Below are 24,863 nucleotides of genomic sequence, written 5' to 3' on the forward strand. Positions count from 1 at the left end.
AACTAAAAACGGCTTACCGAAAGGTCGGCCGTTTTTTTATGCCTCAAGAAAAGTGCCTCCGAACCATAGGGCGGTAAATGCCTGCGCATATGGGTTCGCTCCTACAGTTAATGCCCAAGAGTGAACACAAAAGAGACCACCCTATCGCGTCAGGAGCGAATTGCCGGCAATGCCAACAACGCTCGCTCCCAAATCTGCCAGGTCCGCAGCCAGACCATCGCCTGCCAGTCGCTGTCGGCGGGATAGAACTGCTCGAGCAGATTGAGTTTTATCTCGCGCCCCGTTGAGTCATTCGGATTGCCGTGAAGATGCAGCCAATGATCATCACGCAGATGACGATGAACCTCAGGCCCCGGATACGTCCCGCACTCGATCACGAATGGCATCAACCGCACTTGCGGCAATGCATTGATCAACGCCTGTGAGGTGTAGCCGGTCGCGGTCGCCGCAACACCGGTTTCGCTCAAGGTGTCGGCGCCGGTGTGCAAGGTGTAGAGCCATGGACCGTAAATGGCCTGCGCATCTATCAGCGCCGGGTAGGCCGACTCGGTGATGGTCAGCAACATCGGATGACCATACTCCCCGGCCCCCGTGTGCAAGTCGAAACACATGGCGACGTCGGCATGGGCGACGTGGTTCTGAATGATCTGGTGCAGCGTCCGGTTCGACCAGCTCGGCGCCAGCCCACCGTAAAACAGACCATCGGGATGGCTGTGCTGGCCACCCTCGACGATCGACATCACCGCCGGCCAGCCGTGCTCGCGGATCTGCTCGTCGAGCAAGGCATCGGCGCGATCACGTTCAGGGCCTTGCAGCTCAGTGCAGGCATAGATTTCATGCAACGCTGAATAGGCTCGGTTGTCCGGCAGCGGACGTTCGAAATTCAGGTGATTGCGGTTCAGGTCGATGTTGTCTTCGTTGACCCGACGCAACCACGCCGTACCCCAAGGATTGATCAGGTGGACCATCACCACCGCGACATCGGTCGGCAGTGAACGCTTGCCCAACTCCTGCAACCACTTGATCTGACATCCCGAACCATAGAAGCCTTCAACGCCATGGGTGCCGCTGAACGCAATCAACAAGCGCTTGGCGTCCGGATCACCCAGCACTGCCACATCGGTGCTTAGTGATTCGCCGAATGGCCCCTTGAGCGGATGCGAATACTCGGTCAGCGTCGCGCCGGCCGCGGTTGCCGCCGCAAGAAATTGTTCACGCTGGCTGCGGTAGCTTGGCTGGGTTGGAAACTCGGTCTGCATGTCTGCCTCTTGTTGATCTTCTGGCCAGTCTGTTGGCAATGACCCTACAGAAAATCCTCCATTTCATGAAGGGCAAAAGCGCCTTTGCTGTGGGCTTCGGTTTGCGTCCCTCCCTGTCGACCGATAAAGTCCCCGTACTTTTATCCCACGGACGGAGTGCCGCGCGTGTTCTCAGCCTTCCACTTGAACCGTTATCGCCTGTCAGCCGTGTCGTTGATCGCCACGGTTTTAACCCTCGCGGCCTGTAGCGCCCCGACCTCCTCGACGTTGCCTGTTGCGCCGGAAATCGCCTCGGGCTATCGCACCGACTTGCACAGCCAAAACGCCACGAAACACATGGCGGCAGCGGCCAATCCTTTAGCGGCCGAAGCCGGACGCGAGATGTTGCGTCAGGGCGGTTCGGCGATTGATGCCGCGATTGCGATGCAGGCCGTGCTGACCCTGGTCGAACCGCAATCCTCGGGCATTGGTGGTGGGGCGTTGATCGTGCTCTGGGATGGCAAGGCTGTGCGCACCTACGACGGCCGCGAAACCGCACCGGCCGGCGCCACCGAGAAGCTTTTCCTGCAGGCCGACGGCCAACCGATGCCATTCACCCAGGCGCAGATCGGTGGTCGCTCGGTGGGGACGCCTGGCGTAATGCGGGCGCTTGAACTGGCCCATCAAAAACACGGGCGCCTGCCATGGCCGCAGCTGTTCGAACCGGCCATCAAACTGGCGGACCAAGGCTTTGCCATCTCGCCGCGCCTGCACCGGTTGATTGCCTCGGACTCATCCTTGCGGCGCTCGCCGGACATGGTGGCTTACTTTCTGAATGCCGATGGCAGCCCGAAATCTGCCGGCACGGTGTTGAAAAATCCGGCACTGGCCGCTGTGTTCAAACGCATCGCCAAGGAAGGACCGGATGCGTTGTACAAAGGCCCCATCGCACAAGAGATCGTCGCCAAGGTTCAGGGCCACGCCAACCCCGGCAGCCTGTCGCTGAACGATCTCAAAGGCTACAGCGCCAAGGAACGAGCGCCGTTGTGCACCGATTACAAACGCTGGCAGGTTTGCGGCATGCCGCCACCGTCGTCGGGCGGGATCGCCGTGGCGCAGATTCTCGGCACTCTACAAGCCTTGGAAACTCGCGATCAACGCTTTGCTCTGGCGCCGTTGATACCGGTCAAGACCAACAAACCTGCGGCCATCGAGCCAGCCGCTGAAGCCGTACACCTGATATCCGAAGCCGAACGCCTGGCTTACGCCGACCGTGCACAGTACGTGGCCGACGCCGACTTCGTCCCGGTCCCCGTCAAAGGTCTGGTGGACCCGACATATCTCGCCAGCCGCGCAGCCTTGATCGGTGAGCGCAGCATGGGCACGGCTAAACCCGGCACCCCGCCGGGCATTCAGGTCGCCTACGCGCCGGACCGCTCGCCGCTGCGAATCTCCACCTCGCAAGTGGTGGCGGTCGATGACGAAGGCGGCGCCGTGTCCATGACCACCACCGTGGAATCGGCGTTCGGCTCACACCTGATGGTCCAGGGCTTTTTCCTCAACAATCAGATGACCGACTTTTCGTTCATCCCCGAAGAGAACGGCCAAAAGGTCGCCAACCGCGTCGAACCCGGCAAACGCCCGCGCTCGTCCATGGCCCCAACCCTGATCTTCGACCGTCAGAGCGGTGAATTCCTCGCCACCGTCGGCTCTCCCGGCGGCTCGCAGATCATCGAATACGTCGCCAAATCCACCATCGGTATGCTCGACTGGAACCTTGATCCGCAAACCGCCATCAACCTGCCCAACTTCGGCAGCCGCAACGGCCCGACCGAACTGGAACAAGGGCAGTTCAGCCCTGCGCTGATTCAGACACTCAAGGACAAAGGGCACAGTGTGAACGAGATCGACATGACCAGCGGGACTCAGGCGATTGTCCGGATGAAGGATGCGCAGGGGAACGCTTCGTTGGCGGGTGGGGCTGACCCGCGGCGTGAGGGGGCCGCGTTGGGGGATTGAGTCACACATAGGGATTATGAAAGGGCTTACCGGGAGGTAGGCCCTTTTTTATGGGTAACAGATCCTGATTGGATACAGCCTAGCGCGAGATCTTCAGCGTCTGCCGCGCTTTGTGCTTCTCCAGCGCCAGCTCGATCAATCGGCTGACCAGTTCGCTGTAAGTCATTCCGGTGGCCTGCCACAGCTTGGGGTACATGCTGATACGGGTGAAACCCGGCAGTGAATTGATTTCGTTGATCAGCACTTCGCCGCTGTCGGTCAGGAACACATCGACCCGTGCCAACCCGGAACAGCCCAGTAGCTGAAAAGCCTCGACGGCCAAGGCACGAATGCGCTCGCTGGCCTCGACGCTGATATTGGCCGGGACCACCACTTCAGCAGCCTTGTCGTCGATGTACTTGCTGTCGTAGGAATAGAACCCGCTGCGTACCACGATCTCGCCACAACCACTGGCGATGGCGTCTTCGTTGCCGAGCACCGCGCATTCGATCTCGCGGCCGCTGACGGCGGATTCGATCAGTACTTTCTCGTCGAAACCCAGGGCCAGTTCGACCGCGGCCACGTATTCGGCTTCGTCAGTCACCTTGCTCACGCCCACGGAAGAGCCCTGATTGGCCGGTTTGACGAACAGCGGCAGGCCGAGTTTGCCTTGCACCTGGGCAAATCCGGTGCGCGCTGCGGTGGCGCGGGTCAAGGTCACGAACGGGGTGACGGCCAGCCCGGCATCACGCAGCAGGCGTTTGCTGATGTCCTTGTCCATACAGACCGCCGAACCGAGCACATCGGTGCCGACAAACGGCAGATCGGCCATGCGCAGCAAACCTTGCAGGCAACCGTCTTCACCCAGGGTGCCGTGGACAATCGGGAAGATCACATCGACGTGGCCCAGCAGTTCCTGACTGGAGGTTTCCACCAATTGCTGGCTGGCCTTGCCCGGCACCACGGCCAGTTCACGGTTGGACTGGTTGAGGGCGATCAGGGCCGGATTTTCCTGGTTGAGCAGGAAGTTTGACGGATCGTTGAGGTGCCAATGGCCTTGCTTGTCGATACCGATCAGCACCGGTTCGAAGCGTGAGCGATCCAGTGCGTCGACGATGTTCTTCGCCGACTGGAGCGACACTTCGTGCTCAGCCGAACGGCCCCCAAAAATAATCCCCACACGCAGCTTGCTCATTACCTGGCCTCAATTGTGACAAGTGAAAAGAAGTGACCGGACGCACCTCATCGATTGGCCACCAGATGCGCACCGAACAGTAGGTAGCAACTACCGGCAAAACGGTCCAGCCATTTGCGTGATCGCTCATAAGTCCCCGCGACCCGGCGGCTGGCAAACAGCAGCGCTACGCTGCAATACCAACTGAAAGACAAAGTCGCCATGGTCAATACGGCCAGCGTCAGCAACATCGGTGGCACAGAAGCAGGCATGGCCGTAGCGAAGATCGTCGCGACGAACAGTGCGGATTTGGGGTTGGTCATATTGCCCAGAAAGCCCTGGCCATACACCGACAACAACGTGCGCCCCGCCCCGTCAACCAGGCCGCTATCGCCCGTAACCAAAGGTGGTTTGCGCTTGAATTGCTTCAATCCAGATAGATCAAGTAGCAACCACCGGCAATCTTGAAACCCAGGTAGAGCGTCGGCGCCGCGCTGAACAGGGATTTGATTCCCAGCCCGCCCGCGAGCCCCCAAAGCACAGTGCCAGTCGCCACGCCCAGGGCGGCCACTACGCCGTGACGCTTGGATTGACTGGCCGCCAATTGCGCGATGTTGAAAAAGTTCGGCCCCGGCGTCACCACCGCAACGGTCCACAACAGCGCCAACGATAACAACGGCGCGGCGTAGCTCAGGTGGGACATTTCCATGACGTGGGTCGCCTTCGTGGCTCGAGAGAATATGCAACACCTTGCAACATTAGCCCGGCTTTTTCTACCGGCCGAGTGGTTCTATCGGAAGGCAGACAGACGGGTTATCACTGGGTTACCGTATTGCGCATCGAGCTCAAGACAACGACACCATGGCCAAGCACACACTGCCCATCGACTGGTTTCACCGCGCGCCCGACGTCGGCGGGCTGCAGCGTTTCGAGGCGTATTTTGCAGGCCACGGCTATGACCTTCACCGCCACGACACCTACGCCATCGGCCATACCCTGGCCGGTGTGCAGCGTTATCAGTATCGCGGTGGCTGGCGACACAGCCTGCCAGGCGCGACGATGGTGTTGCACCCGGACGAAGTTCACGATGGCGAAGCCGGTACCGAGACCGGGTTCCAGTACCGGATGATGTACATCGAACCGGCGCTGATCCAACAAATGCTCGGCGGTCAGCCGCTACCATTTATCAAGAACGGGCTGTCGAACGACCCGCGCCTGTTCGCCGCCACCAACGTGCTGCTGCGAAGTCTGGATTGTCCCCTCGAACCGCTGGAGGAACAGGATGCGCTGTTCGATCTGGCGCAAGCCTTGAACAGCGTCTCCGGTGCGACCCACACACGTACCAGCTTCGACTACGTGGCAGCAGAACGCGCGCGGGAGTACATGCACAGCGCCCTCGACCGCACCGTGACCCTGGAAGAACTGGCGCAACACGCCGGTCGGGATCGCTGGAGTCTATCGCGCGATTTCCGCCTGCTGTTCGGCACCAGCCCTTATCGATACCTGACCATGCGCCGCCTGGATCTGGTCCGTTCGCTGCTGATTCAGGGTCAGTCGCTGGTCAGCGCCGCGTTGATCGCAGGCTTCACCGATCAAAGCCACATGACCCGCCAGTTCAGCAAAACCTACGGTCTGTCACCGGCCCGCTGGATGAAAATGCACCGCCGCTAAGCCACGCACAATCGTACAAGAAGCACGCCGATACGCTGGCTATCGTGGATTCACGATCAACCACGAGAGCCGCTTCATGAAAGCTTACAAAAGCCTGAACTTCGCTGAAAAAATCTCCCGGATCCCGTCGTACTGGACACCTCGGGTCATTGCCGAAATGAACGACTACCAGTTCAAGGTGGTGAAGCTGCTCGGGGATTTTATCTGGCACGATCACCCTGATACAGACGAAACGTTCATCGTCCTCGAAGGGCAGTTGCGCATTGACTTTCGCGATGGCCACGTGCTGGTGAACGCCGGCGAAATGTATGTGGTGTCAAAGGGTGTCGAACACAAACCGTTCGCCGAGCAGGAGGTGAAACTCCTGCTGATCGAACCCAAGGGTGTGTTGAACACGGGCAGCGAAGGTGGCGAGCGCACTGCGCAAAATGACGTATGGGTGTAAAAAGCAGCCGGCTTACGACTGCAAGGTTTTGCCGTCTACCGGGTCGCCAATCTTCAAGAAATGCCCGCCAGCCACATGGTGCAAGGTGCGCAACGCGTCTTGCCCCTCGAAGTGCCAGCGGCCCTCGCTGAAAACACGCTCGTCGGCGTGAGCGGCAATCACTTCGGCCAGGAACAGATCGTACTGTTGGTGATTGTCGGGCTCCGGCAGCAGTCGGCATTCCAGCCAGGCCACGCAGCCTTCAAGCAGCGGCGCATCGATCAACTCGCCGCTGAAGGCTTGCAAGCCATAGACCTGGAACTTGTCCTGGCCTTTTTCCCGGGTCAACTCCAGGCCGGAGGTCGAGCCAACGGTTTGTACGATATCGGCCTGGGCGGCGCAGGGAACGTTCAGCACGAACGTGCCCGACGCTTCCAGCAGTTGTCGGGTCCAGGTTGACTTGTCCAGCACCACGGCAATCTTCGGCGGCTCGAAATCCAGCGGCATGGCCCAGGCCGCCGCCATGATATTGCGCTGACCGTCATGGGCTGCGCTGACCAGCACGGTTGGCCCGTGATTGAGCAGACGATAGGCCTTGGACAACGGAACCGGGCGGCGATGGGCAACGCTCATGATGACTGCACCAGGAAAAAGAACCGATTGTAGTTGCCCTGCAAAAAAGTTGCAGGATGACCACCCGATCAACTGACACGGTTCAGTCGTGCTATCACGCCTTCCATCTTGGGTCGTCGTACAGCCCATTCCTGTCGAGTAATGCCAGGTAGGCGGCTGCGGGCGTTATTTCAATCAGCCGCGCGCGTTGAAGACGGGGCACCGAACCCGCTGACCGTCCTAGATGCAGGCAGCCGCGCTTTGACTGCCAACGTGGGGCATGCGCGCGCCGAAATATGCCGCGCTGCTGATCCCCACGGCCCCCATCACCGCGCTGAAGATCACGCAGATCCACGGACTCCACGGCATCAGACCTATCAACAGAAGCGGTGTGATACTCGCCCATGCGGCGTAGGCAATGTTGTAGGTGAAGGAAATCCCCGAGACGCGAATCCGCGCCGGGAACAGGCTCACCATCACCGACGGCACCGCGCCGACCACTCCACAACAAAGACCGGCTACTGCGTAAGCCAGACCGATCCAGCTACCGCCGATAATCAGGCAGGTATAAAGCACGCCGATGCCCAGTGGCAGCAGCAAGCTATAGAGCATCACGGTACGCCACGCGCCGATGCGGTCGACCAGCAAACCGGCGATCACGCAACCAATGTTCAGAAAGACAATGCCCAAGGCACTCAGGGCGAAGGTGTGACTGGCGGTCATGCCGAAGGTTTTCTGCATCATCGTCGGGGTGATCACCACGAATACCACCACTGCCGAGGTCAGCACGCAGGTGAGGATCATCGCCGGCAACATGGCCAGGCGATGCTCGCGCAACACCGTGCGCAATGGCAGTTCGACGTCCGCATCGCGACGGGCCTGCATGGCCATGAACACCGGGGTTTCGCTGAGCCAGCGGCGCAGCCAGACGCCGATAACGCCGAACACCCCGCCCAGCAGGAACGGGTAACGCCAGGCGTAATCGAGAATTTCTGCGGGAGTGAACGCCTGGGCCAGAAACGTCGCCGTCAAGGCGCCGATCAGATAACCAAAGGTCAGCCCGGCCTGCAGGAAACCGAGGGCATAACCGCGATGGCCCGGCGGTGCGTGCTCGGCGACGAACACCCAGGCGCTCGGCACTTCACCGCCCACCGCTGCGCCTTGCAAAATCCGTAATGCCAACAGCAGCAGCGGGGCGAAATAGCCGATCTGGGCGTAGGTCGGCATGATGCCGATCAGCAGGCACGGCAGCGCCATCATCAGAATGCTCAGGCTGAAGACCTTCTTGCGCCCCAATTTGTCAGCGAAATGCGCCATCAAAATCCCGCCCAGGGGCCGTGCCAGATACCCGGTGGCGAAAATCCCGAAACTTTGCAGCAAGCGCAGCCACTCCGGCATTTCCGGCGGGAAGAATAGCTGGCTGAGGGTCAGCGCAAAAAATACGAAAATGATGAAATCGTAGATTTCCAGCGCACCGCCGAGGGCTGCGAGGCCCAGGGTCTTGTAGTCCGAGCGATTGAACGGCGCCGGGCGCGAATCGGTATTGGCAGTCATGAAAAGAACTCTGGCATAGGCAAAAAACCAAGGGGCCCATGGTCTACGCAAACGCGCCCACGGACAACCCGTTAGACCAAAGTCTCAGACTCGTAAAACTTCGTCACAAAAAGTGACCGATTGATTTACTGTTGGCGCCTGTCCAGACGGGCCCTTGCAGCCCTGAAGACCACAACAAACATAAAAATTCGAGGTAGTCCCGTGGCCGCTGATATCGAAGATACCCGCTCTGCCCGCTTTGCCCTGCGCTGCTCAAGTTTTGCCGAACGCTGGTTCCCCGACTCCTGGGTGTTTGCCGCACTGGCGGTGATCATTGTTGCCGTGGCCACCATGGCCATGGGCGCCAAACCCACCGACGCCGCCATGGCCTTCGGTGACGGCTTCTGGAGCCTGATCCCGTTCACCATGCAGATGGCCTTCGTGGTGATCGGTGGTTACGTGGTCGCCAGCTCGCCACCGGCGGTAAAACTGATCGACCGCCTGGCGCGCATCCCGAAAAACGGCCGCTCCGCCGTGGCCTGGGTCGCGTTGATCTCCATGGTTGCATCGCTGCTGAACTGGGGCTTGTCGCTGGTGTTTGGCGGTTTGCTGGTCCGCGCCCTCGCCCGCCGTACCGATCTGAAAATGGATTACCGCGCCGCTGGTGCCGCCGCCTACCTGGGTCTGGGCGCCGTTTGGGCATTGGGCCTGTCATCCTCCGCTGCGCAGTTGCAGGCCAACCCGGCCAGTCTGCCGCCATCGATCCTGTCGATCACCGGCGTCATTCCTTTTACCCAAACCATCTTTCTTTGGCAGTCCGGTGTGATGTTGCTGGCGCTGATCGTGATTTCGCTGGTCATTGCCTACGCCACCGCACCCGGGCCGAATACGGCTCGTGACGCCGAAGCCTGCGGCATCGACCCGAGTTTCAACCTGCCGCCGCTGCAACCGCGCACCCGGCCCGGCGAATGGCTGGAGCACAGCCCGTTGTTGACCATTCTGCTGGTGCTGCTGGCCGCCGGATGGCTGTTTCATGAGTTCTCGACCAAACCGGCGATCAGCGCGATTTCCGGGCTGAATACCTACAACTTCCTGTTCATCATGCTCGGCGCCCTCTTGCACTGGCGCCCGCGCAGCTTCCTTGATGCCGTGTCCCGCGCGGTGCCGACCACCACCGGCGTACTGATCCAGTTCCCGTTGTACGGTTCGATCGCTGCGTTGATGACCACCGTCAAAGGCACTGACGCTCAGACGCTGGCCCACCACATCTCGACCTTTTTTGTCAGCATCGCGTCCCACGATACCTACGCGCTGCTGATGGGCGTGTACTCGGCGATCCTCGGTTTCTTCATCCCGTCCGGTGGCGGCAAGTGGATTATCGAAGCACCGTACGTGATGCAAGTGGCCACCGACCTGAACTACCACCTGGGTTGGGCCGTGCAGATCTACAACGCCGCCGAGGCCCTGCCGAACCTGATCAACCCGTTCTATATGCTGCCGCTGCTGGGCGTATTGGGGTTGAAGGCGCGGGACTTGATCGGATTCTCGTTCGTGCAATTGCTGGTGCACACGCCGCTGGTGCTGTTTCTGCTGTGGGCATTGGGGACGACGCTGACGTATACGCCACCGGTGATGCCATAGCCCCGATCTGAAACACACCTGAAATCCCTGTGGGAGCGGGCTTGCCCGCGATAGCGATTAAACATTCAACAGCGATGTTGACTGTCAGTCCGCTATCGCGAGCAGGCCCGTTCTCACAGGGGTCGCTTGTTGTCTTTCAAACTGTTGCTATAACCTTCCTGTCATACATTGGATCAATCCCCTGCAAGCGCCATGACTGGCCCGCCACAATTCGGCCCGAGCCTGCTGACGCCCGACGGCTATGCCGTGAACACCATGGCGCCACCCTACTGGCCGACCTGGATTCGTACGACACGGTCTCTATCCTGCGGCTGATCACGCAGGTGTTTCAGCTGGAGACACTCGACAGAATCAAGTTGCGGGATGAGTCGATGATGGCCCGAGACCAAAATCCGGTGGGGGATTTGACCGATGCTCTGCACTTTACGGGCTGGCTGAAAACGGCATCGCCCCTACCGGAGGGGCGAACGCCTTCATCTGGATTGGTCTTACAGACAGGGTCGATGTTGCCTGACAGAAAACCAAGTAAGTTCCTATCTCCAACGCATAAATCACCGCGTTAAACTTCGACGGAGCAGACAACTTCTATTAAGTAAACCTGCATTAGCCAAGGAAGAAAAAAGTAAATGCCTTTAACATCTAAATCGCTGGAAGAAATGATTAACGAGATTTACAAGGACGACAGAGTTTCATTTGTTGAATACAAAACCCTGCGCGATGATGCCGACCGGCGCATGGACGCCGTGATTCGTGAATTTGGCCTCCATAACAATCTGACCGCCTTTCAGAAGGCCATGGATGTCGCCATGCAATTGCTGCAGTTGACCATTGCCGATGCCAAGAAAGCCAAACTTACCGACACCGGCGAAGCGATCGTCAAGGATGCCGTTGTTGCACAGGTAGAATACTTGCGCGCTGGCAGTCATCTGGCCTTGCACCTGTTGTAATCAACTGGATCCGGCCCGGCCCGCAGTGAGATACGGGCGGGCTATCCCGGCCGTTTTCGACTTCAATTTTTGCCAACCACTCCAAACCCTCACAAAAAACACGGTGACACCGCTTCTTTGTCCGCTGCTGCTGATCCAGTATTACCCCACCCCATCCATGGGGCTCACGCTGAAAAGGATCTGAGCATGTTCAAACTCGCCGGACTCACCCTCGCCGCCCTCACCCTGAGTGCCGTCGCCCATGCCGATGTCGACCTGAAGCTGGGCAGCACCCAGCGCATCACCGGTCTGTTTTCCTACCCAAACAACTGCAATGTGATCTGCTTTCGCAACTGGACGCTGGAGCAGACCGTCGAGCATTACCTGACCCAAAGCGTGCAGCGCGATGGCTACAGCGCGGCGAAGGTCCGGGTCAAAACCGATAACGATCAGCTCTACGCCGAAATCAGCGGCGTGCCCGATGGTTATGAAAAACCACTGGCAGCGCTACTCAATGCCGGCGATCTGGCCTACACCGGTGCCAGCAAGCTGAATGCCGATGGCAAATGGGCCTTTAGCTGGTATCTGTTTCTGCCATTGGGCATGGCGCTGGAAAACCGCAAAAGCGTCGAACTGCTGCACTTCCCGCCGGATTATTCGTTGACCCAGGCTCAGGATTACCTGAGATCTGCCACCACTGACCGCTGGGCCACGCTGCTCACCGACAATGGCATTCCCGCCAGTCAGACTCCGGGCTACCAGACCATCATCGACATCGCTCCGATTGCCGCGCCGTCCAGTGCCGGCAAGGACTTGGAAGGGGTCTACGACTACTTCAAGGACTACCAGACCACCATGGTCAAGGAAGTCAGCCAGAACGCCAGCGGTGCCGCGTTACCGATGGTCGCCTTCGGCGCGCCGGTGCGTAACTGGATCAAACAGCAATATGGCCCGACCGTGGACGTACTGGGTCTGGCCACCATCAGCCCGAGCGAAGGCGTGAAGGTGCCGGTGCTGGGTTCCAACCACCCGAGTTACATCTGGTACGCCGCCAACCCCGACAGCTACACCGGCGACGATGCCCAGGCCAAGGCCGACGCCGCAGGCTTGAAAGTCATGGGGCAGGACTTGAGCGCCGCGTGCTGGCAGGCCGGAATGGGCAGCAAACCGGGCACTGACGCCGCCGTTCAGTTGAATAGTTGCACCCAGACCTGGCAAGTGACCCGGAAAGAAAAAACCTGCGAGCTGTTCTACACCTCGATCCGCAACCTCACGCCCGAACAGGCCGTGACCAAGTGCGCGACGACCCCGATCGTGTCCCAGCTCAAACAGCTCAAGGCCCCGGCGCCGATGACCGCGCTCCCTGCTCCACACCTGTAAAGCCATGTCGGCTTTCCCGCGCAAGCCATGCTGACGCGGGAGAGCGCACTTTCCCCTGTCAGTTATGACAGTAGACGGGTTGTTTCATATACGAGAGGCTTGAGGCGTACCCATGTGTTGCAGTGCTGACAGGGCGTTCAGCAGATGGTGTTCGCAGCATCCAACCGACAAGGATCGTTATGAAAACCCATGCCCCGCACGGGACTCCTGCGCAATCACCGGATGGTGTTTATCCATTTGCAGAGTTGCCCGTTCGCCTTGGATTTCCATCCCTGGCCGACTTCAAGATCGTCTACAACGCCGAAGGTTCAGCGGTGTCCGTCGTGGCACTGTGCGAATTTCCGCGCATCAGCCGAATTTGCCGGGCTTCCGGGCATCTGCTGCCTTATCGCTGCCGGCATACCCGGCAACTGGCCCGCGGCATCCATGTCTACGACCCGCGCTTTTGCGGGTTGCTGCGTCACTCCTGCGATCCAAACGTTTTTCTCGACATGAGCGAGTTGTGGCTATGGGCGCTGAAGGACATCAAAAAGGGCGATACGCTGACGACGGATTACGCCGCCACCGAAGACAAACTGCGGCGACAGTTCGCCTGCCAGTGTGGCTCACTCGACTGCCGCGGCTGGATCACCGGCTACGATGAGCCGCCGAACGCCGACGGCCAGTTGTTCTTGCAACACTGGCGTCGGCGACGTTTCAGCTGAAGGACTTTACATCGCCTCGACCGGACGCAGGCGGTACTGCGGCGGCAATTGCTCAAAACCACTGACGGTGGCATTCAGGCTTTTCCAGCGACCGTCCTTGATACCGTAGATGCAGCCGTGAATCGACAGTTTCTGCCCACGGTGCCAGGCGTTTTGCACAATGCTGGTATGCCCGACGTTGGCCACTTGCTGGATCACGTTGAGTTCGCAGAGGCGGTCGACCCGCTCTTCTTCGGTCGGCAACTTGGCCAGTTCTTCGCGCTTTTCATAATAAAGGTCGCGAATCGAGCGCAGCCAGCCGTCGATCAGGCCCAACTGGCGATCCTGCATCGAGGCACGCACGCCGCCGCAGCCATAGTGGCCAGTAACGAGGATGTGTTTGACCTTGAGCACGTCCACCGCGTACTGAATCACTGACAGGCAGTTAAGGTCAGTGTGCAGCACCACGTTGGCCACGTTGCGGTGGACGAACAGATCACCGGGCAGCATGCCAACGATCTCGTTGGCCGGCACGCGGGCGTCGGAACAGCCAATCCACAGGTATTCCGGTGTCTGTTGGCGGGCCAGCTTGGAGAAGAAGTCCGGATCTTCCTGCTTGATCGCTTCGGCCCAGCGTTCGTTGTTATCAATCAGATCTTGTAATTCGTTCATGCTGTGAAGCCTCGAGAATGATGCGCTTCTATGACAGACAACCGTCTGTCTGGGTCACGCGCAAGATGCAGATACCCCTGATGTCCTGATGCAGATAACGGCTAGCCGGCGCTCCATGTGGGTGGAATTCTCAGCTGTCCAGTGGGTCCACCCTAGTAAGGCCCACAGTATGAGGAATTGCCATGACTGATTCACGACGTCCGTTCGATGCGACTCAGCCCGAGCCCATCGATGACAACGAAGACCGCATGGGTTCGATGCATGAGCTGGATTTCGACGAGGAAGAGCCCAGCGCCAAAATCGGTGACGAGTTGCCGGAAAACGAACGCGAAAGGCTGATGCCGCGCGAGCGAGTGCGTGAAGCAGGGATGACCGGGGCCTCGACCGATGACCACGAGCCTACCGACGATGACATGAGTCCGGAAACCCTGATCCATGAAGACGGCGCGCGGGATGCCCATGAACCGGGTGAAGGTGGACAGGCCGATTGGGATTTGAGCATCGTCGATGAAGACGACATTGGCGGTGGCAATGAGCTGGATGAAGCAGAGAAGGCGCGACGCGATCCGATGGACGGTAATCGTTGATCTTCGGGGTCAGACAGGACGCCTGCGCGGGCAAGCCCGCTCCCACAGTGATTTTTGTCGTACATCACGCCTGTGGGAGCGGGCTTGCCCGCGATGCTTTTAAGAAACCTCAGTCAACCAGGGTGCAGGCCATGACGACAGCATCCTCACGCCCACCCACCGCCGGGTAGTAATCGCGCCGCCGACCAATCTCGTTAAACCCATAACGCTCATACAACTTGAACGCGCCACGGTTGCTGTCGCGCACTTCCAGAAAACACTCTCGTGCCTTGGCGTCATACGCCCGGGACATCAAATGCTCAAGCAACGTCAAACCCAGGCCGCGGCCCTGGTTTTCCGGCTTGACGGTGATGTTCAGCAAGTGCGCTTCATCGAGAATGATCTGCACCACGCCATGCCCCACCTGCTGCTGACCTTCGAACATCAGCCAGATCTGGTACTTGCCCAGGCCATCGAGAAAAATCCCGCGGGTCCAGGGATGGCTGTAGGCCGCGTATTCGATTTTCAGTACAGCGTCCATGTCCGCCTCGGTCATCGGGCGGAACGATACAGCGTCACTCATTCGATTCTTTCCAGCGCGCCATCAGCCGACGCATGGCTTGCCAGACATCAGCCTTACGCTGTGGCTCTTCCATTAATAATTCCAGACCCGGCAGTGCCCAGACCGAGCCCAGGCCTTCGACCTGGAGTTCGCGGTTGTAGGATTCGGCGTTCGCCTCACCGGCAAAACGCACCGCCGGCAGACCGATCAGCCACAAGCAGACGCACGGAGCGTCTTCCAGCCGGGCCGAGAGAAAACCTTGCACGAAATCCCGAGCGGCTTCAGGGCCCTGGTCCATGTTGCCCCGGACCAGCAGCGGCCAGCGCACTGGCTCGCCAACGATTTGCGGGCTGTCCGGCAGGCCGGCGGCGCGCAGCATGTCTTTGAGCAGCAGATAGGCAGGGTCGCGAGTCTGGAACGTTTCGCCTGTGGGTAACTCCACCAACAGCAGGCATCGACCAGCGCGCAGCAATTGCAGAGCGAAACGCGGTGGCGGCACGACCGGCGCCTTGACCGCGATCGGTGCCTCCTCTTCTTCGACCTTGGCGTTCGTGCGGGTGCTGGCCAACGATGGCCGTGGCACCTCGATTTTCACCCGCTCTGCCGGTTTGACCACAGGTTCCACGGGCGTTTCAGCCACAGGCACAGGCGCAACCGGGGCGACGACCAACGGCTCGGGCAGCTCCAGCAGGTCGGGCCGCGAGGGCGCAGCAAAGGGCAATTCGGTGCGCGGCAGCCAGTTGACCACCTGCATGGCGGTCAAATAAGCGCGACGACGGGACTCGATAAGCAAAGGTCGGCCACTTGTGGATAACTAAAGTGCGGTGATTCTACCGCCCTTCGCTCAAGATCGCCCACGCTTGATCGATAGAAAGCCAACTGTCCGTCCCGAGAGTGAATCGCAACGGACGTGATGCAGTACAATCGCGACTTTTAATCGCCAACCAGCCGGCCATTCCGATGATCGAACCCAAGCGCGTCTTGCGCGCCCTCGCTGAACACTGGGCACTTCTGGAGCCACTGTGCGAGCACTTCGACCAAGGCACACTGAGCCTCAACGAATTGCGTTCACAGTTGGCCGCCCAGCAACTGGACAGTACGCCGCAGGACATCACCAGCCTGCTGGACGTGTGGATCCGCCTCGACATTCTGGTTCCCGTGGCGAAAAGCCCGAACCGTTTCGAGCTCAATGCGCAGATTCACGACTTCCTCGCTTACCTGCGCCGTGAACACCGTCTGGGCCTGTGCCTGGAGATCGAAGCCTATTTGCGTCACCTCGAACGCCTGGCCGGTTATATCCAGGACGCCTTCGACATCCGTGACGGCCACGACCTGGCGCGCCAGTTGCGCCTGCTCGACATGCGCGTACGGGATGTATTGAAGAAACTCGCCAACGACGAACAAGCCCTGGTGGCTGTCGCCGAGCGGGCCAAGACCAGCGACCGGCAGATTCCACTGCGTCAGCGTTACGCTGAAGTGCTGGCGACCTGGGACGAATACGTCGAGCCGATGATTCAACTGGTGAACGCCGACGGCGCCTTCGAACAAGGCGTGCGCAAGGTCGAGAACGTGCTGCTGAAGATGCTCACCGAACAGCAGCGCCTCGGCCATCTGGTCGACGACGACATGCTGCTGCGCACCCACGCGCGCATCCTCGAAATGCAGACCAGCGCTCAACTGACCCTGCGTCACGCCCGCGAGCTGTTGCTGCCGCTGCGTGAAGAAGCCCGCCGTCACAACGCCGTGACCCGTGGCGCGGCGCTGGCCTTGTCGGCCATTCGCCGTAAGGGCATCGATGCGGTGCCGCAAGCCGCCATGCCGATGTTCACTCGCCCGCAAAGCACCTTCTTGGGCAGCGCCAGTCAGGTCGAAGCCTACGTTTACGCGTTGGCCCGTTTCGAGCCGAAACCGGCGCGCTTCCCCAAGGCCCACAAAACGCAGAAAGGTGAAGCACCGCGCGCGCCACGCACGGTTCGGGAAATGCTCGAACGTTGCGAAGACGCCCTGCCGATGCCGGACCTGATGACCTGGTTGCTGGAGCAGGAGCCGGACGGCGCCACCGACGAATTGCTGTATTGGTTCTCGCGCCTGTCGCGGGAAAAGCGCTTCACACGCGAGCGTCTGGAACGCCGCGATTACCACACTCACGAGCATCAGGTCAGCCTGCGCTCCTTCGCCCTGCTCTCGGCCCGCGACTGCGCCGCCGAGGATTCTGCGAGCATCCCACATGCATCTTGATCTATCCGAACTGTCCCAGCTGGCACCGATCTTTCGCGAGCTGTTCAAGGGCTACCACGTCAGTCGCCGCGATCCTGAGCTGTACGCGCAACTGTCGAACTTCCAGGACCAGTACCGCACGCTGTTCCGGGCGCTGGGCTATGAGTTGGTCTGCGACACCCGTGGTTTCTATTACTTTGTGCCGGACCTCGCTGCGGCGGCGGTAAACAAGACGGCGCAACGTCTGGCGCTGTTCACCTTCATCCTCGTCGAGCACCTGGCCGACCAGGGCCGCGACCCGGTCGCCGTGCTCGACGGGGGCAGCCTCGGTCGCGATGAATTGCCGTCGCTGCTGGAAAAGTACCGCGACCTGTTCATCCAGGCCGAAGTGCAGACCGTCGAAGAACTCGAAGAAAAAATCATGCGCCGCATGACCCAACTCGGTTTCGCCGGCGAAGAAAACGGCATCTACCGTTTCCTGCCGCCGATGCACCGCTTCCTCGATGTCTGCCTGTCGGTCCAGCAGGATCGTGATCTGGCCGCCAGCCTGCACAGCGTCTTGCCGCTGCCGGTTCCGGTGCTGATCGACGACGACAGTGACGAAAAGCTGCTGCAAACCGATGATCCGCTGGACTTGAGTGACTTCGAAGAAGAAAGCGAAGAAGACGCCATGGCCCGCGCCATTGCCGAAGAACAGGAGACCGACGCATGAGCAAGGAACGCTACGGCATTGGCCGCTTCGCCCTTTTGAACACCGCCGGTTACAGCCTCGGCCTGTTCCCGCTGGAAGAACCCTTGTCGGTTTACGGCGCGAACAACCTCGGTAAATCCGCCTCGATCAACGCCTTGCAATTCCCGATCCTGGCGCGCATGTCGGACATGAGTTTCGGCAAGTACAGTCTGGAACAATCCCGTCGTTTCTACTTCGCCTCGGACACCAGTTACATCCTGGTCGAAGTCTCGCTGCCCCACGGCCCACATGTGATCGGCGTGGTCGGTCGCGGCCCGGGCGGTGGTTTCGGTCACCAGTTCTTTGCCTACGCCGGCAAACTCGACCTGGCCCATTACCAGAAGAACGACACCTGCCTGCGCCAGAAAGAATTGTTCACCAACCTTGAGCGCGAAGGCTTGAAAGCCTACGAACTCAAGCCGGATGAACTGCGTCGCTTGCTGGTCGGCGGTCACACCTCGATCCCGCTGGACCTGACGCTGATCCCGCTGCGCTCCACCAGCGAGCAGAGCCTGAAAACCTTCCGCGCACTGTTCATCAACCTGCTGCACATGCGCGAAATTACTGCGGCCAAGCTCAAGCAATTGTTCCTCGATGCCTTCGAACACAGCCTGCGTTCCGGTAGCGTTGACTACATCGCGGCGTGCGAAGAAGCGTTCCGCGATGTACGACGCATGGAGCAGGACTACAACTCGCTGGTCACCGCCGGCCCGTTGGTCGAAGCCCTCGCGGCAGGCGTGACGCAGCGCAATATCCTGCGCGGCAAACTGCACCGGATCTCACCGCTGCTCGACTCCCTGCTCGGCACCTGGTCGGACTACGCCAGTGCGCGCAAGGAAGAGCTGACGATTCAGGCCGAGCACTACCGCAACGAGCAAGACGCCCTGCAAAACGATCAGCGTGGCGGCACTCAGGAGCTGATGCGCCTGGAGCGGGAAATCACCGGCATCCAGCGCTGGCTCGGCGAGTTGTCGGTGCTAAAGCATCGCTTCGCGCTGGTCGATGACGTCAAAGTCCTGGAGCAGCAACTGCTCGCGGCCAAGGACGCGCACGATGAATTGGCCGGTGCGCTGGCGCAGTCGCGACAGTTCAGCGCCGAAGATCTGGAAGAGCGTCTGCGGGATCTGGAAAAACGCCTGAAGTCGGTTAAGCAGCAGCTAGATCACGCCGACAACAACAGCTACGCCCGTCTGCGAGAGGAATTCTCGCAACAGGATGTCGAGCGCCTGATGCGTCTGTTCAACAGCGCGTTGTTCAGCCTGCCGTTGGGCGAACACGGCATTACGCTGGACGAGGACGGTCAGTGGGTCAAATCCATGGAGCTGATCCTCGATGGCTTCAAAGGCGAGCGCTTCGAAGTGCCGGGCCTGTCCATCGACATCTCGCACATCGAGCCGCCGGCCCTGCAAGCCTTGGCTGACCGCGCGGCATTGCGCGATCAGAAAGAGCGTCTGGAGAAAGAGCTCAAGCAACTGAAAACCCAAGCTGCCGTGGCAGCCGACCGCGCGGCCAGCAAGACCCAGACCGAAGCGCTGTACCAGCAAGTGCTGGATGCGCAAAAAGCGCTGGAAGACTTCCGCCGCTCGCAAACCTTGAGCGCCGAAGAAGACGACAAGCTGGAACAACTGGCGCAGATGGAAGCCGCGCAGGAAGAATTGAAACGTTCCAGCGATGCCTTCACCGAACGCGTCCAGCAACTGTCGGCCAAGCTGCAATTGGTCGGCCGACAGATCGGCGACATGGAAGCCAAGCAACGCACCCTCGACGACGCCCTGCGCCGCCGTCAGCTGTTGCCCGCAGACCTGCCGTTCGGTACGCCGTTCATGGACCCGATCGATGATTCCATGGACAACTTGCTGCCGTTGCTCAATGACTATCAGGACAGCTGGCAGGGTTTGCAGCGCAGCGATGGTCAGATCGAGGCGCTGTACGCTCAGGTGCGCCTCAAGGGTGTGGCCAAGTTCGACAGCGAAGACGATATGGAACGTCGCCTGCAACTGCTGATCAACGCTTACGCACACCGCACCGACGAAGCGCTGACCCTTGGCAAGGCGCGCCGTGCGGCGGTCACCGACATCGCCCGGACCCTGCGCAACATCCGCAGCGACTACGACAGCCTCGAGCATCAACTGGCGCTGTTCAACCGCGAGATCAACAAGCGTCAGGTCTCCAACCTGCAGAGCTTCCGTATCGTGCTCGCGCCGAACAAGGAAGCGCTCAAGCACATCGACCAGATCATCCACAGCGCCGGCCAGTACGAAGAAGGCGAAACCCTTTCGGTCTTCGACCTGAGCCAAAGCGCTGATCAGGACAACAAGAACGAAGAGGCCAAGGAATACCTCGCGCGTCTGGTGGCGGCGAACCACAACCAGCTCGGCCTCAAGGACTTGTTCGAGCTGGCGTTCGAAATTACCAAGGTCAACGGTCAACCGGTTATCCACACCGACATTGATGGCGCTGCGTCCAACGGCACCACCATGACCATCAAGGCGCTGACCAACATGTACTTGTTGCTGCACTTGATGGACCGCGACCAGGCCGGTCGCGTGCGCCTGCCGTACTACCTCGACGAGGCGGCGGACATCGACGAGAAGAACCAGGCAGCACTGCTGGAAACCAGTCTGCAACTGGGCTTCGTACCGATCCTGGCGAGTGTGAAGCCGCAGGTCTGCGCCAGTGTCGCCATCGACCTGGAAGGTGGCAGCGGGCCGAACGGGATCTACATCGACGAGGCGGACTGGAAGTACATTCGTCGTCACGATGAAGTGAAGGCTGCCGTTAATGTTGAAGCGGATGAGCCTGAGCTGGATGCAGTCTGATTTGCGTTAATCGAAGGCAATAAAAAAGGCCGCGATCCAATGGACCGCGGCCTTTTTTTGTGTGCTGGTTTGAGACTTTCAGTGAACCAGAGGCCCCCTTCGCGGGCAAGCCCGCTCCCACATTGGGTCTATGTCGGTCAAAGCATTTGTGTACGACACCGATTAAATGTGGGAGCGGGCTTGCCCGCGAAAGCGTCGTCACAGACACCCAATTTATTACCTGCTACTGACCTATCGAAATCTTCGGCGCCCAGGTCAGCCATTCATCTTCGAACTTGTCGAACAGCGGAAACGTCTGCTCAGGTCGCGCCGGGCTGCCCATGCGCTCACCGTCCGGCGTGGCGAAAGCGATACCGCCCTGAATCAGTGTCTCCAGTGATTCGGTGCGTACCGTCGCACCTTTGAACAAACCGTAGTCGAAGCCAAATCCGCTGGTGTTCCAGAAACGCGTACCGCCGCGCACCAATGTCGCGTACTTCGGCTCGATCAGGATGTGGACCAACACACGATCCGCGGTCTGACCCAACTCATAGCCAGTCACCTTGCCCACTGTAATTTCGCGATAGGTCACCGGCACACCGGTTTTCAGCGAACCACGACGGGCCGCGCTCAACACCAGACTCAAACCGGCTTCCTGTTTGGCAGTCTCTGGTGGATTGGTCAGGGCGATGAAGTTCTTCTGTGGACCGAGGTTTTTCGCTGCCGGTTGCACTTCGATGTATTGGCCAGTGACCAGCGTTTCGAGGTTCGAGGTTTTGATCAGACCCAATTCAGGCTTGACCACCCAGAACTGACTGCCGACCCGAGCGATGCGCTCCGGTACTTCGGTGATGCGTGCAGTCAGCATCACCGATTGCAGGTCATCCGTGAGGTCGACATCTTCAATTTTGCCGACATCCAGGCCTTTGAAGCGGATCGGTGTCCCAGTGCGCAGACCATCGGCACGATCGACCTTGATCGTTACCACGGCGCCTTTCTGGTTTGCCTCATCATGGCTGGCAAACAGACGGAAACGTGGAATTCGCTTCTGCAACGGCGCCTTGGCTTCCGGGGTTTCGAAGGCAATACCACCGGCCATCAGGCTTTGCAGTGACTCACTTTTGACCTGGATTCCGCCGGTCAGTCCACCCGTGAGCGTAATGCCGCTGGCATTCCAGAATCGCGTCGAGGCGTTGACCAGACCTTCATATTCTTTCTCGATGTGTACGCCGATCACCAACTGTTTTTTGGTGCGCGAGAACTGATAGCTCTGAACCGAACCGACTTTGACCTGCTTGTAGAGAATCGGGCTGCCGACTTCCAGTGAGCCCAGGTTCTCGGTGAACAACACCAGGTGCAGGCCCGGCGAACGCAGGTCCAGCGGCGGCGCCTTGGGTCGCGCCACGAACTCGCGCTGTGGCGCTGCGCCTTTGTCGCCTGGGCGCACGGCGATGTAGTTACCTTTGACCAGGGCCTCCAGTCCGGTGATCCCGGCAAGGGAGATCGACGGTTTGACTACCCAGAACTGCGTTCCGTCGACCAGATAATCCTCGGCCAATGGATCGAGAGTCAACTCAGCACTGGCGCCGGACAAATCCGGATCAATCTTCAGCGCCTTGAGCGTGCCGACTTGGATGCCTTTGTACATCACTGGCGTACGCCCGGCCTGCAGGCCCTCGAAGTCGCTGAGTTTGACCTTGACCCGGATACCGGCAGCCGCCGCATCGAAATCTTCGTAGAGACGGAACGGCAGGCTTGGGTCGGTGGGCGGACTGTCCTTGCGGTTCTCCGGTGTAGCAAACGCAATCCCGCCAGCGACGATGCTCGCCAGGGACTCACTGCGCACTTTCACACCCGACAGGTTGGCGTCGATACTAATGCCGCTGGCGTTCCAGAAACGCGTGTGTTTACGCACAAGTTTGGCGTAAGTGGGTTCGATGAAGACCTTGAGTTCTACGGTGCTTTGGTCTTCGGACAGCAGGTAACTTTTGATCTGTCCAACGCGGATTTGCTTGTAGAACACCGGGCTGCCGCGATTCAGCGAACCAAGACGATCAGCCTTGATGGTCAGGTGCAAACCGGGCTGGGCGTCCGACAGCGGCGGCTCTTCGGCCAGGGCTTTGAACTTACGGGTTGATTCACCCTCGCCCGGGCTGATCGCGACGTAGTTACCCGAGACCAGCGTCTCCAGACCCGTGATACCGGCCAGGGTTACACTCGGTTTGACCAGCCAGAAACGGGTGCTGGTCCGCAGGTATGGCTCAACGTCCTTGTTCATCTCGACGGTGGCGATAACGCCCTTGGAGGAGCCTTCATCGTCGAGTTTGAGGGTTTTCACCTTGCCGACGGACATACCTTTGTAGACCACTTCGGTCTTATTGGCCTGAATGCCCTCTCCGCTTTCGAAGCGGACCTGAATCTCGATGCCGGTTTCGTTGTAGGCACGCCATGCAAGCCAGCCGCCGATGATCAGGGCGATCAGGGGCAACACCCAAATGGCTGACCAGTTCGAAGCCGGTCGGGTTTTCGCTGTAGGCAAATCAGTCATGGTCGTCGTCCGACTCCGTGTTATCCCAAATCAGTCGGGGATCGAAAGTTACTGCGGCAAGCATCGTCAGAATCACCACACTGGCGAAGGCGATGGCGCCAAGATTGGCTTCGACGCTGGCAAGCCGTCCGAAATTTACAACCGCCACCAGGATGGCGATCACAAAGATATCCAGCATCGACCAGCGGCCAATGAACTCGATAAAGCGATACATCCAAATACGTTGGCGAGCCGACAGTGGCTGGTGCCGCTGTACGGAAAAAAGAAGCAGCCCGATGCCCACCAATTTGAACGTCGGTACCAGAATGCTGGCAATAAAAACCACGGCGGCGATTGGAATCATGCCGTGCTGAACCAGTTGGATCACCCCGGACATGATGGTGCTGGGATCGCCCTGCCCCAGTGAACTGACGGTCATGATCGGCAATACGTTGGCCGGGATGTAGAGAACCGCTGCGGTAACCAGCAGCGCCCAGGTACGCATCACACTGTTCGGGCGACGGGCGTGAACCAGCGCACCGCAACGGGTGCAGACCTGCTCGTCGGTGTCGGCTTCCTGCTTGTTCAATTCATGGCATTCAGCGCAAATCAGAATGCCTGCATCAATCGCCCGCATGGGCATCCTCTCCTGATAAAGCCTGCCAAATTTGATGAGGCGACATCACGACCTCCAACCAGACTTGGACCAACAACAAACCGATAAAGCACGCCAGGCCAAGACCGACGTTAATTGCTGCCATATCTGCCAGTTTGACGATCGCCACCAGTACGCCCATGAGGTAAACCTCAAGCATTCCCCAATCGCGTAAATGGTGATAAATGCGGTAGAGCAGCAACCCGTAACTGCGCCCGATATCAAAACGAATACTCAACAGTACAACCAGTTGGCAGAGCAGTTTGAGCAGCGGGATTCCCATACTGCAGAGAAACACCACGACTGCTACGCCCTGCATACCGGTATTGAACAGGCCTACAACACCAGTCCAGACAGTGTCATCCGAAGACTGCCCGAGTAGATGGAGCTGCATGATGGGTAAAAAGTTCGCCGGGATATACAACAGCAGAGCGGCGATGACCAAAGCGAGACTGCGCTGCACGACGTTATGCCGATGGGCATAGAGTTCATAACCGCAGCGCGGGCACAGCGCTTTTTCGCCGTGGGCGAGCTCAGGCTTGCGCATCAGCAAGTCGCACTCATGACACGCCACCAAATTGCCCAACGGTAATTCTGACAGCCCGCGGGCGTCAACCGGATCTGGCATAAGGGCTCTGACCTCCGAAAAATTTGGACCTATTCTAGTGTCATGGATCGAAAATAACTGTGCAAATTTGTGCTGTGCTCGAATCCTGATTTTCCTGCGGGCAAAACAAAACCCCTACCTGCATACGCAGATAGGGGTTTCGGAATTTAATCTTGACGATGACCTACTCTCACATGGGGAAACCCCACACTACCATCGGCGATGCATCGTTTCACTGCTGAGTTCGGG

General features: G+C 59.4%; 21 protein-coding genes and 1 pseudogene. 11 read left to right on the top strand and 11 right to left on the bottom strand.

Translation table 11 applies throughout. The features are described from left to right. Positions 1–149: 149 nt before the first annotated feature. Complete coding sequence (locus FQ185_RS28190) at positions 150–1,259, bottom strand: DUF2817 domain-containing protein (protein WP_149420292.1); 1,110 nt, start codon at positions 1,257–1,259, stop codon at positions 150–152. A 165-nt stretch (positions 1,260–1,424) separates the two neighbouring features. On the opposite strand from FQ185_RS28190, the gene ggt reads away from it, so the two are divergent. Then, on the top strand, positions 1,425–3,257 hold the full coding sequence (gene ggt / locus FQ185_RS28195; RefSeq protein ID WP_149420293.1) for a gamma-glutamyltransferase: 1,833 nt from the start codon (positions 1,425–1,427) through the stop codon (positions 3,255–3,257). 79 nt (positions 3,258–3,336) lie between these two features. On the opposite strand, the gene ddlA is transcribed toward ggt, so the two are convergent. Both ddlA and FQ185_RS28205 read right to left on the bottom strand, forming a co-directional pair. Beyond that, the gene (ddlA, locus tag FQ185_RS28200) at positions 3,337–4,431 is read right to left on the bottom strand and encodes a D-alanine--D-alanine ligase (protein WP_149420294.1); all 1,095 of its coding nucleotides are present in this window, start codon (positions 4,429–4,431) and stop codon (positions 3,337–3,339) included. Positions 4,432–4,478: 47 nt separating this feature from the next. Next, positions 4,479–5,119: pseudogene (locus FQ185_RS28205) on the bottom strand (LysE family translocator). Between the two features lie 152 nt (positions 5,120–5,271). Here FQ185_RS28205 and FQ185_RS28210 point away from each other — a divergent pair. Both FQ185_RS28210 and FQ185_RS28215 read left to right on the top strand, forming a co-directional pair. After that, positions 5,272–6,081, top strand: coding sequence for an AraC family transcriptional regulator (locus FQ185_RS28210; protein ID WP_149420295.1), 810 nt, complete (start codon positions 5,272–5,274; stop codon positions 6,079–6,081). A 76-nt stretch (positions 6,082–6,157) separates the two neighbouring features. Continuing rightward, a complete protein-coding gene (locus tag FQ185_RS28215) occupies positions 6,158–6,526 on the top strand; it encodes a cupin domain-containing protein (RefSeq protein ID WP_149420296.1) in 369 nt (122 codons plus the stop codon). Positions 6,527–6,538: 12 nt separating this feature from the next. Here the strand turns inward: FQ185_RS28215 and FQ185_RS28220 are convergent, their stop codons facing one another. Both FQ185_RS28220 and FQ185_RS28230 read right to left on the bottom strand, forming a co-directional pair. Further along, positions 6,539–7,138 (bottom strand): flavin reductase family protein, encoded by a 600-nt coding sequence (locus FQ185_RS28220; protein ID WP_149420297.1) that lies wholly within the window; start codon positions 7,136–7,138, stop codon positions 6,539–6,541. Between the two features lie 219 nt (positions 7,139–7,357). Beyond that, positions 7,358–8,671 carry an MFS transporter gene (locus tag FQ185_RS28230; RefSeq protein WP_149420298.1) on the bottom strand — a complete coding sequence of 438 codons (1,314 nt, stop codon included), beginning with the start codon at positions 8,669–8,671 and terminating at the stop codon, positions 7,358–7,360. A gap of 201 nt (positions 8,672–8,872) precedes the next feature. On the opposite strand from FQ185_RS28230, the gene FQ185_RS28235 reads away from it, so the two are divergent. The 4 genes from FQ185_RS28235 to FQ185_RS28250 all read left to right on the top strand — a co-directional run bounded on the left by FQ185_RS28235 (position 8,873) and on the right by FQ185_RS28250 (position 13,301). Then, a complete protein-coding gene (locus FQ185_RS28235) occupies positions 8,873–10,291 on the top strand; it encodes a short-chain fatty acid transporter (protein WP_149420299.1) in 1,419 nt (472 codons plus the stop codon). 626 nt (positions 10,292–10,917) lie between these two features. After that, entirely contained in the window at positions 10,918–11,238 is a 321-nt protein-coding gene (locus FQ185_RS28240) for a hypothetical protein (RefSeq protein WP_149420300.1), read from the top strand. 186 nt (positions 11,239–11,424) lie between these two features. Continuing rightward, positions 11,425–12,597: a hypothetical protein gene (locus FQ185_RS28245; protein ID WP_149420301.1), complete on the top strand. Its 1,173-nt coding sequence runs from the start codon at positions 11,425–11,427 to the stop codon at positions 12,595–12,597. A gap of 179 nt (positions 12,598–12,776) precedes the next feature. Next, positions 12,777–13,301 (top strand): SET domain-containing protein-lysine N-methyltransferase, encoded by a 525-nt coding sequence (locus FQ185_RS28250; protein ID WP_149420302.1) that lies wholly within the window; start codon positions 12,777–12,779, stop codon positions 13,299–13,301. Positions 13,302–13,307: 6 nt separating this feature from the next. Here the strand turns inward: FQ185_RS28250 and can are convergent, their stop codons facing one another. Beyond that, entirely contained in the window at positions 13,308–13,952 is a 645-nt protein-coding gene (can, locus tag FQ185_RS28255; protein ID WP_149420303.1) for a carbonate dehydratase, read from the bottom strand. Between the two features lie 182 nt (positions 13,953–14,134). Here can and FQ185_RS28260 point away from each other — a divergent pair, with 182 nt between their 5' ends. After that, positions 14,135–14,539 (top strand): serine kinase/phosphatase, encoded by a 405-nt coding sequence (locus FQ185_RS28260; RefSeq protein ID WP_149420304.1) that lies wholly within the window; start codon positions 14,135–14,137, stop codon positions 14,537–14,539. 109 nt (positions 14,540–14,648) lie between these two features. Here the strand turns inward: FQ185_RS28260 and rimI are convergent, their stop codons facing one another. Both rimI and FQ185_RS28270 read right to left on the bottom strand, forming a co-directional pair. Then, on the bottom strand, positions 14,649–15,101 hold the full coding sequence (rimI, locus tag FQ185_RS28265) for a ribosomal protein S18-alanine N-acetyltransferase (RefSeq protein ID WP_149420305.1): 453 nt from the start codon (positions 15,099–15,101) through the stop codon (positions 14,649–14,651). Further along, entirely contained in the window at positions 15,094–15,834 is a 741-nt protein-coding gene (locus tag FQ185_RS28270) for an energy transducer TonB (protein ID WP_149420312.1), read from the bottom strand. Before FQ185_RS28270 ends, rimI begins: the two co-directional genes overlap by 8 nt. Positions 15,835–16,040: 206 nt before the next feature. Here FQ185_RS28270 and mksB point away from each other — a divergent pair, with 206 nt between their 5' ends. The 3 genes from mksB to mksF are packed head-to-tail and all read left to right on the top strand — an operon-like array spanning position 16,041 to position 20,846. Continuing rightward, entirely contained in the window at positions 16,041–17,318 is a 1,278-nt protein-coding gene (gene mksB / locus FQ185_RS28275) for an Mks condensin complex protein MksB (protein WP_178113619.1), read from the top strand. Next, entirely contained in the window at positions 17,308–18,009 is a 702-nt protein-coding gene (mksE, locus tag FQ185_RS28280) for an Mks condensin complex protein MksE (protein WP_077749032.1), read from the top strand. The genes mksB and mksE overlap by 11 nt, the downstream gene beginning before the upstream one ends. Beyond that, positions 18,006–20,846: an Mks condensin complex protein MksF gene (gene mksF / locus FQ185_RS28285; RefSeq protein WP_149420307.1), complete on the top strand. Its 2,841-nt coding sequence runs from the start codon at positions 18,006–18,008 to the stop codon at positions 20,844–20,846. Before mksE ends, mksF begins: the two co-directional genes overlap by 4 nt. A 223-nt stretch (positions 20,847–21,069) precedes the next feature. Here the strand turns inward: mksF and FQ185_RS28290 are convergent, their stop codons facing one another. Genes FQ185_RS28290 through FQ185_RS28300 form a run of 3 tightly spaced genes read right to left on the bottom strand, consistent with a single transcriptional unit; the run spans position 21,070 to position 24,635 of the window. Then, positions 21,070–23,373, bottom strand: coding sequence for an intermembrane transport protein PqiB (locus FQ185_RS28290; protein WP_149420308.1), 2,304 nt, complete (start codon positions 23,371–23,373; stop codon positions 21,070–21,072). Then, entirely contained in the window at positions 23,366–23,989 is a 624-nt protein-coding gene (locus FQ185_RS28295) for a paraquat-inducible protein A (RefSeq protein ID WP_149420309.1), read from the bottom strand. The genes FQ185_RS28290 and FQ185_RS28295 overlap by 8 nt, the downstream gene beginning before the upstream one ends. Then, a complete protein-coding gene (locus FQ185_RS28300) occupies positions 23,976–24,635 on the bottom strand; it encodes a paraquat-inducible protein A (protein WP_149420310.1) in 660 nt (219 codons plus the stop codon). Before FQ185_RS28300 ends, FQ185_RS28295 begins: the two co-directional genes overlap by 14 nt. Between the last annotated feature and the right edge of the window lie 228 nt (positions 24,636–24,863).

This window comes from Pseudomonas sp. ANT_H12B (assembly GCF_008369325.1).
GTDB lineage: Bacteria > Pseudomonadota > Gammaproteobacteria > Pseudomonadales > Pseudomonadaceae > Aquipseudomonas.

Coding starts and splice junctions, on each gene's coding strand:
- FQ185_RS28190 (WP_149420292.1), bottom strand. CDS start 1,259: ATGCAGACCGAGTTTCCAACCCAGCCAAGCTACCGCAGCCAGCGTGAA.
- ddlA (WP_149420294.1), bottom strand. CDS start 4,431: ATGAGCAAGCTGCGTGTGGGGATTATTTTTGGGGGCCGTTCGGCTGAG.
- FQ185_RS28210 (WP_149420295.1), top strand. CDS start 5,272: ATGGCCAAGCACACACTGCCCATCGACTGGTTTCACCGCGCGCCCGAC.
- FQ185_RS28215 (WP_149420296.1), top strand. CDS start 6,158: ATGAAAGCTTACAAAAGCCTGAACTTCGCTGAAAAAATCTCCCGGATC.
- FQ185_RS28220 (WP_149420297.1), bottom strand. CDS start 7,138: ATGAGCGTTGCCCATCGCCGCCCGGTTCCGTTGTCCAAGGCCTATCGT.
- FQ185_RS28230 (WP_149420298.1), bottom strand. CDS start 8,671: ATGACTGCCAATACCGATTCGCGCCCGGCGCCGTTCAATCGCTCGGAC.
- FQ185_RS28240 (WP_149420300.1), top strand. CDS start 10,918: ATGCCTTTAACATCTAAATCGCTGGAAGAAATGATTAACGAGATTTAC.
- FQ185_RS28245 (WP_149420301.1), top strand. CDS start 11,425: ATGTTCAAACTCGCCGGACTCACCCTCGCCGCCCTCACCCTGAGTGCC.
- FQ185_RS28250 (WP_149420302.1), top strand. CDS start 12,777: ATGAAAACCCATGCCCCGCACGGGACTCCTGCGCAATCACCGGATGGT.
- can (WP_149420303.1), bottom strand. CDS start 13,952: ATGAACGAATTACAAGATCTGATTGATAACAACGAACGCTGGGCCGAA.
- FQ185_RS28260 (WP_149420304.1), top strand. CDS start 14,135: ATGACTGATTCACGACGTCCGTTCGATGCGACTCAGCCCGAGCCCATC.
- rimI (WP_149420305.1), bottom strand. CDS start 15,101: ATGAGTGACGCTGTATCGTTCCGCCCGATGACCGAGGCGGACATGGAC.
- FQ185_RS28270 (WP_149420312.1), bottom strand. CDS start 15,834: ATGCAGGTGGTCAACTGGCTGCCGCGCACCGAATTGCCCTTTGCTGCG.
- mksB (WP_178113619.1), top strand. CDS start 16,041: ATGATCGAACCCAAGCGCGTCTTGCGCGCCCTCGCTGAACACTGGGCA.
- mksE (WP_077749032.1), top strand. CDS start 17,308: ATGCATCTTGATCTATCCGAACTGTCCCAGCTGGCACCGATCTTTCGC.
- mksF (WP_149420307.1), top strand. CDS start 18,006: ATGAGCAAGGAACGCTACGGCATTGGCCGCTTCGCCCTTTTGAACACC.
- FQ185_RS28290 (WP_149420308.1), bottom strand. CDS start 23,373: ATGACTGATTTGCCTACAGCGAAAACCCGACCGGCTTCGAACTGGTCA.
- FQ185_RS28295 (WP_149420309.1), bottom strand. CDS start 23,989: ATGCGGGCGATTGATGCAGGCATTCTGATTTGCGCTGAATGCCATGAA.
- FQ185_RS28300 (WP_149420310.1), bottom strand. CDS start 24,635: ATGCCAGATCCGGTTGACGCCCGCGGGCTGTCAGAATTACCGTTGGGC.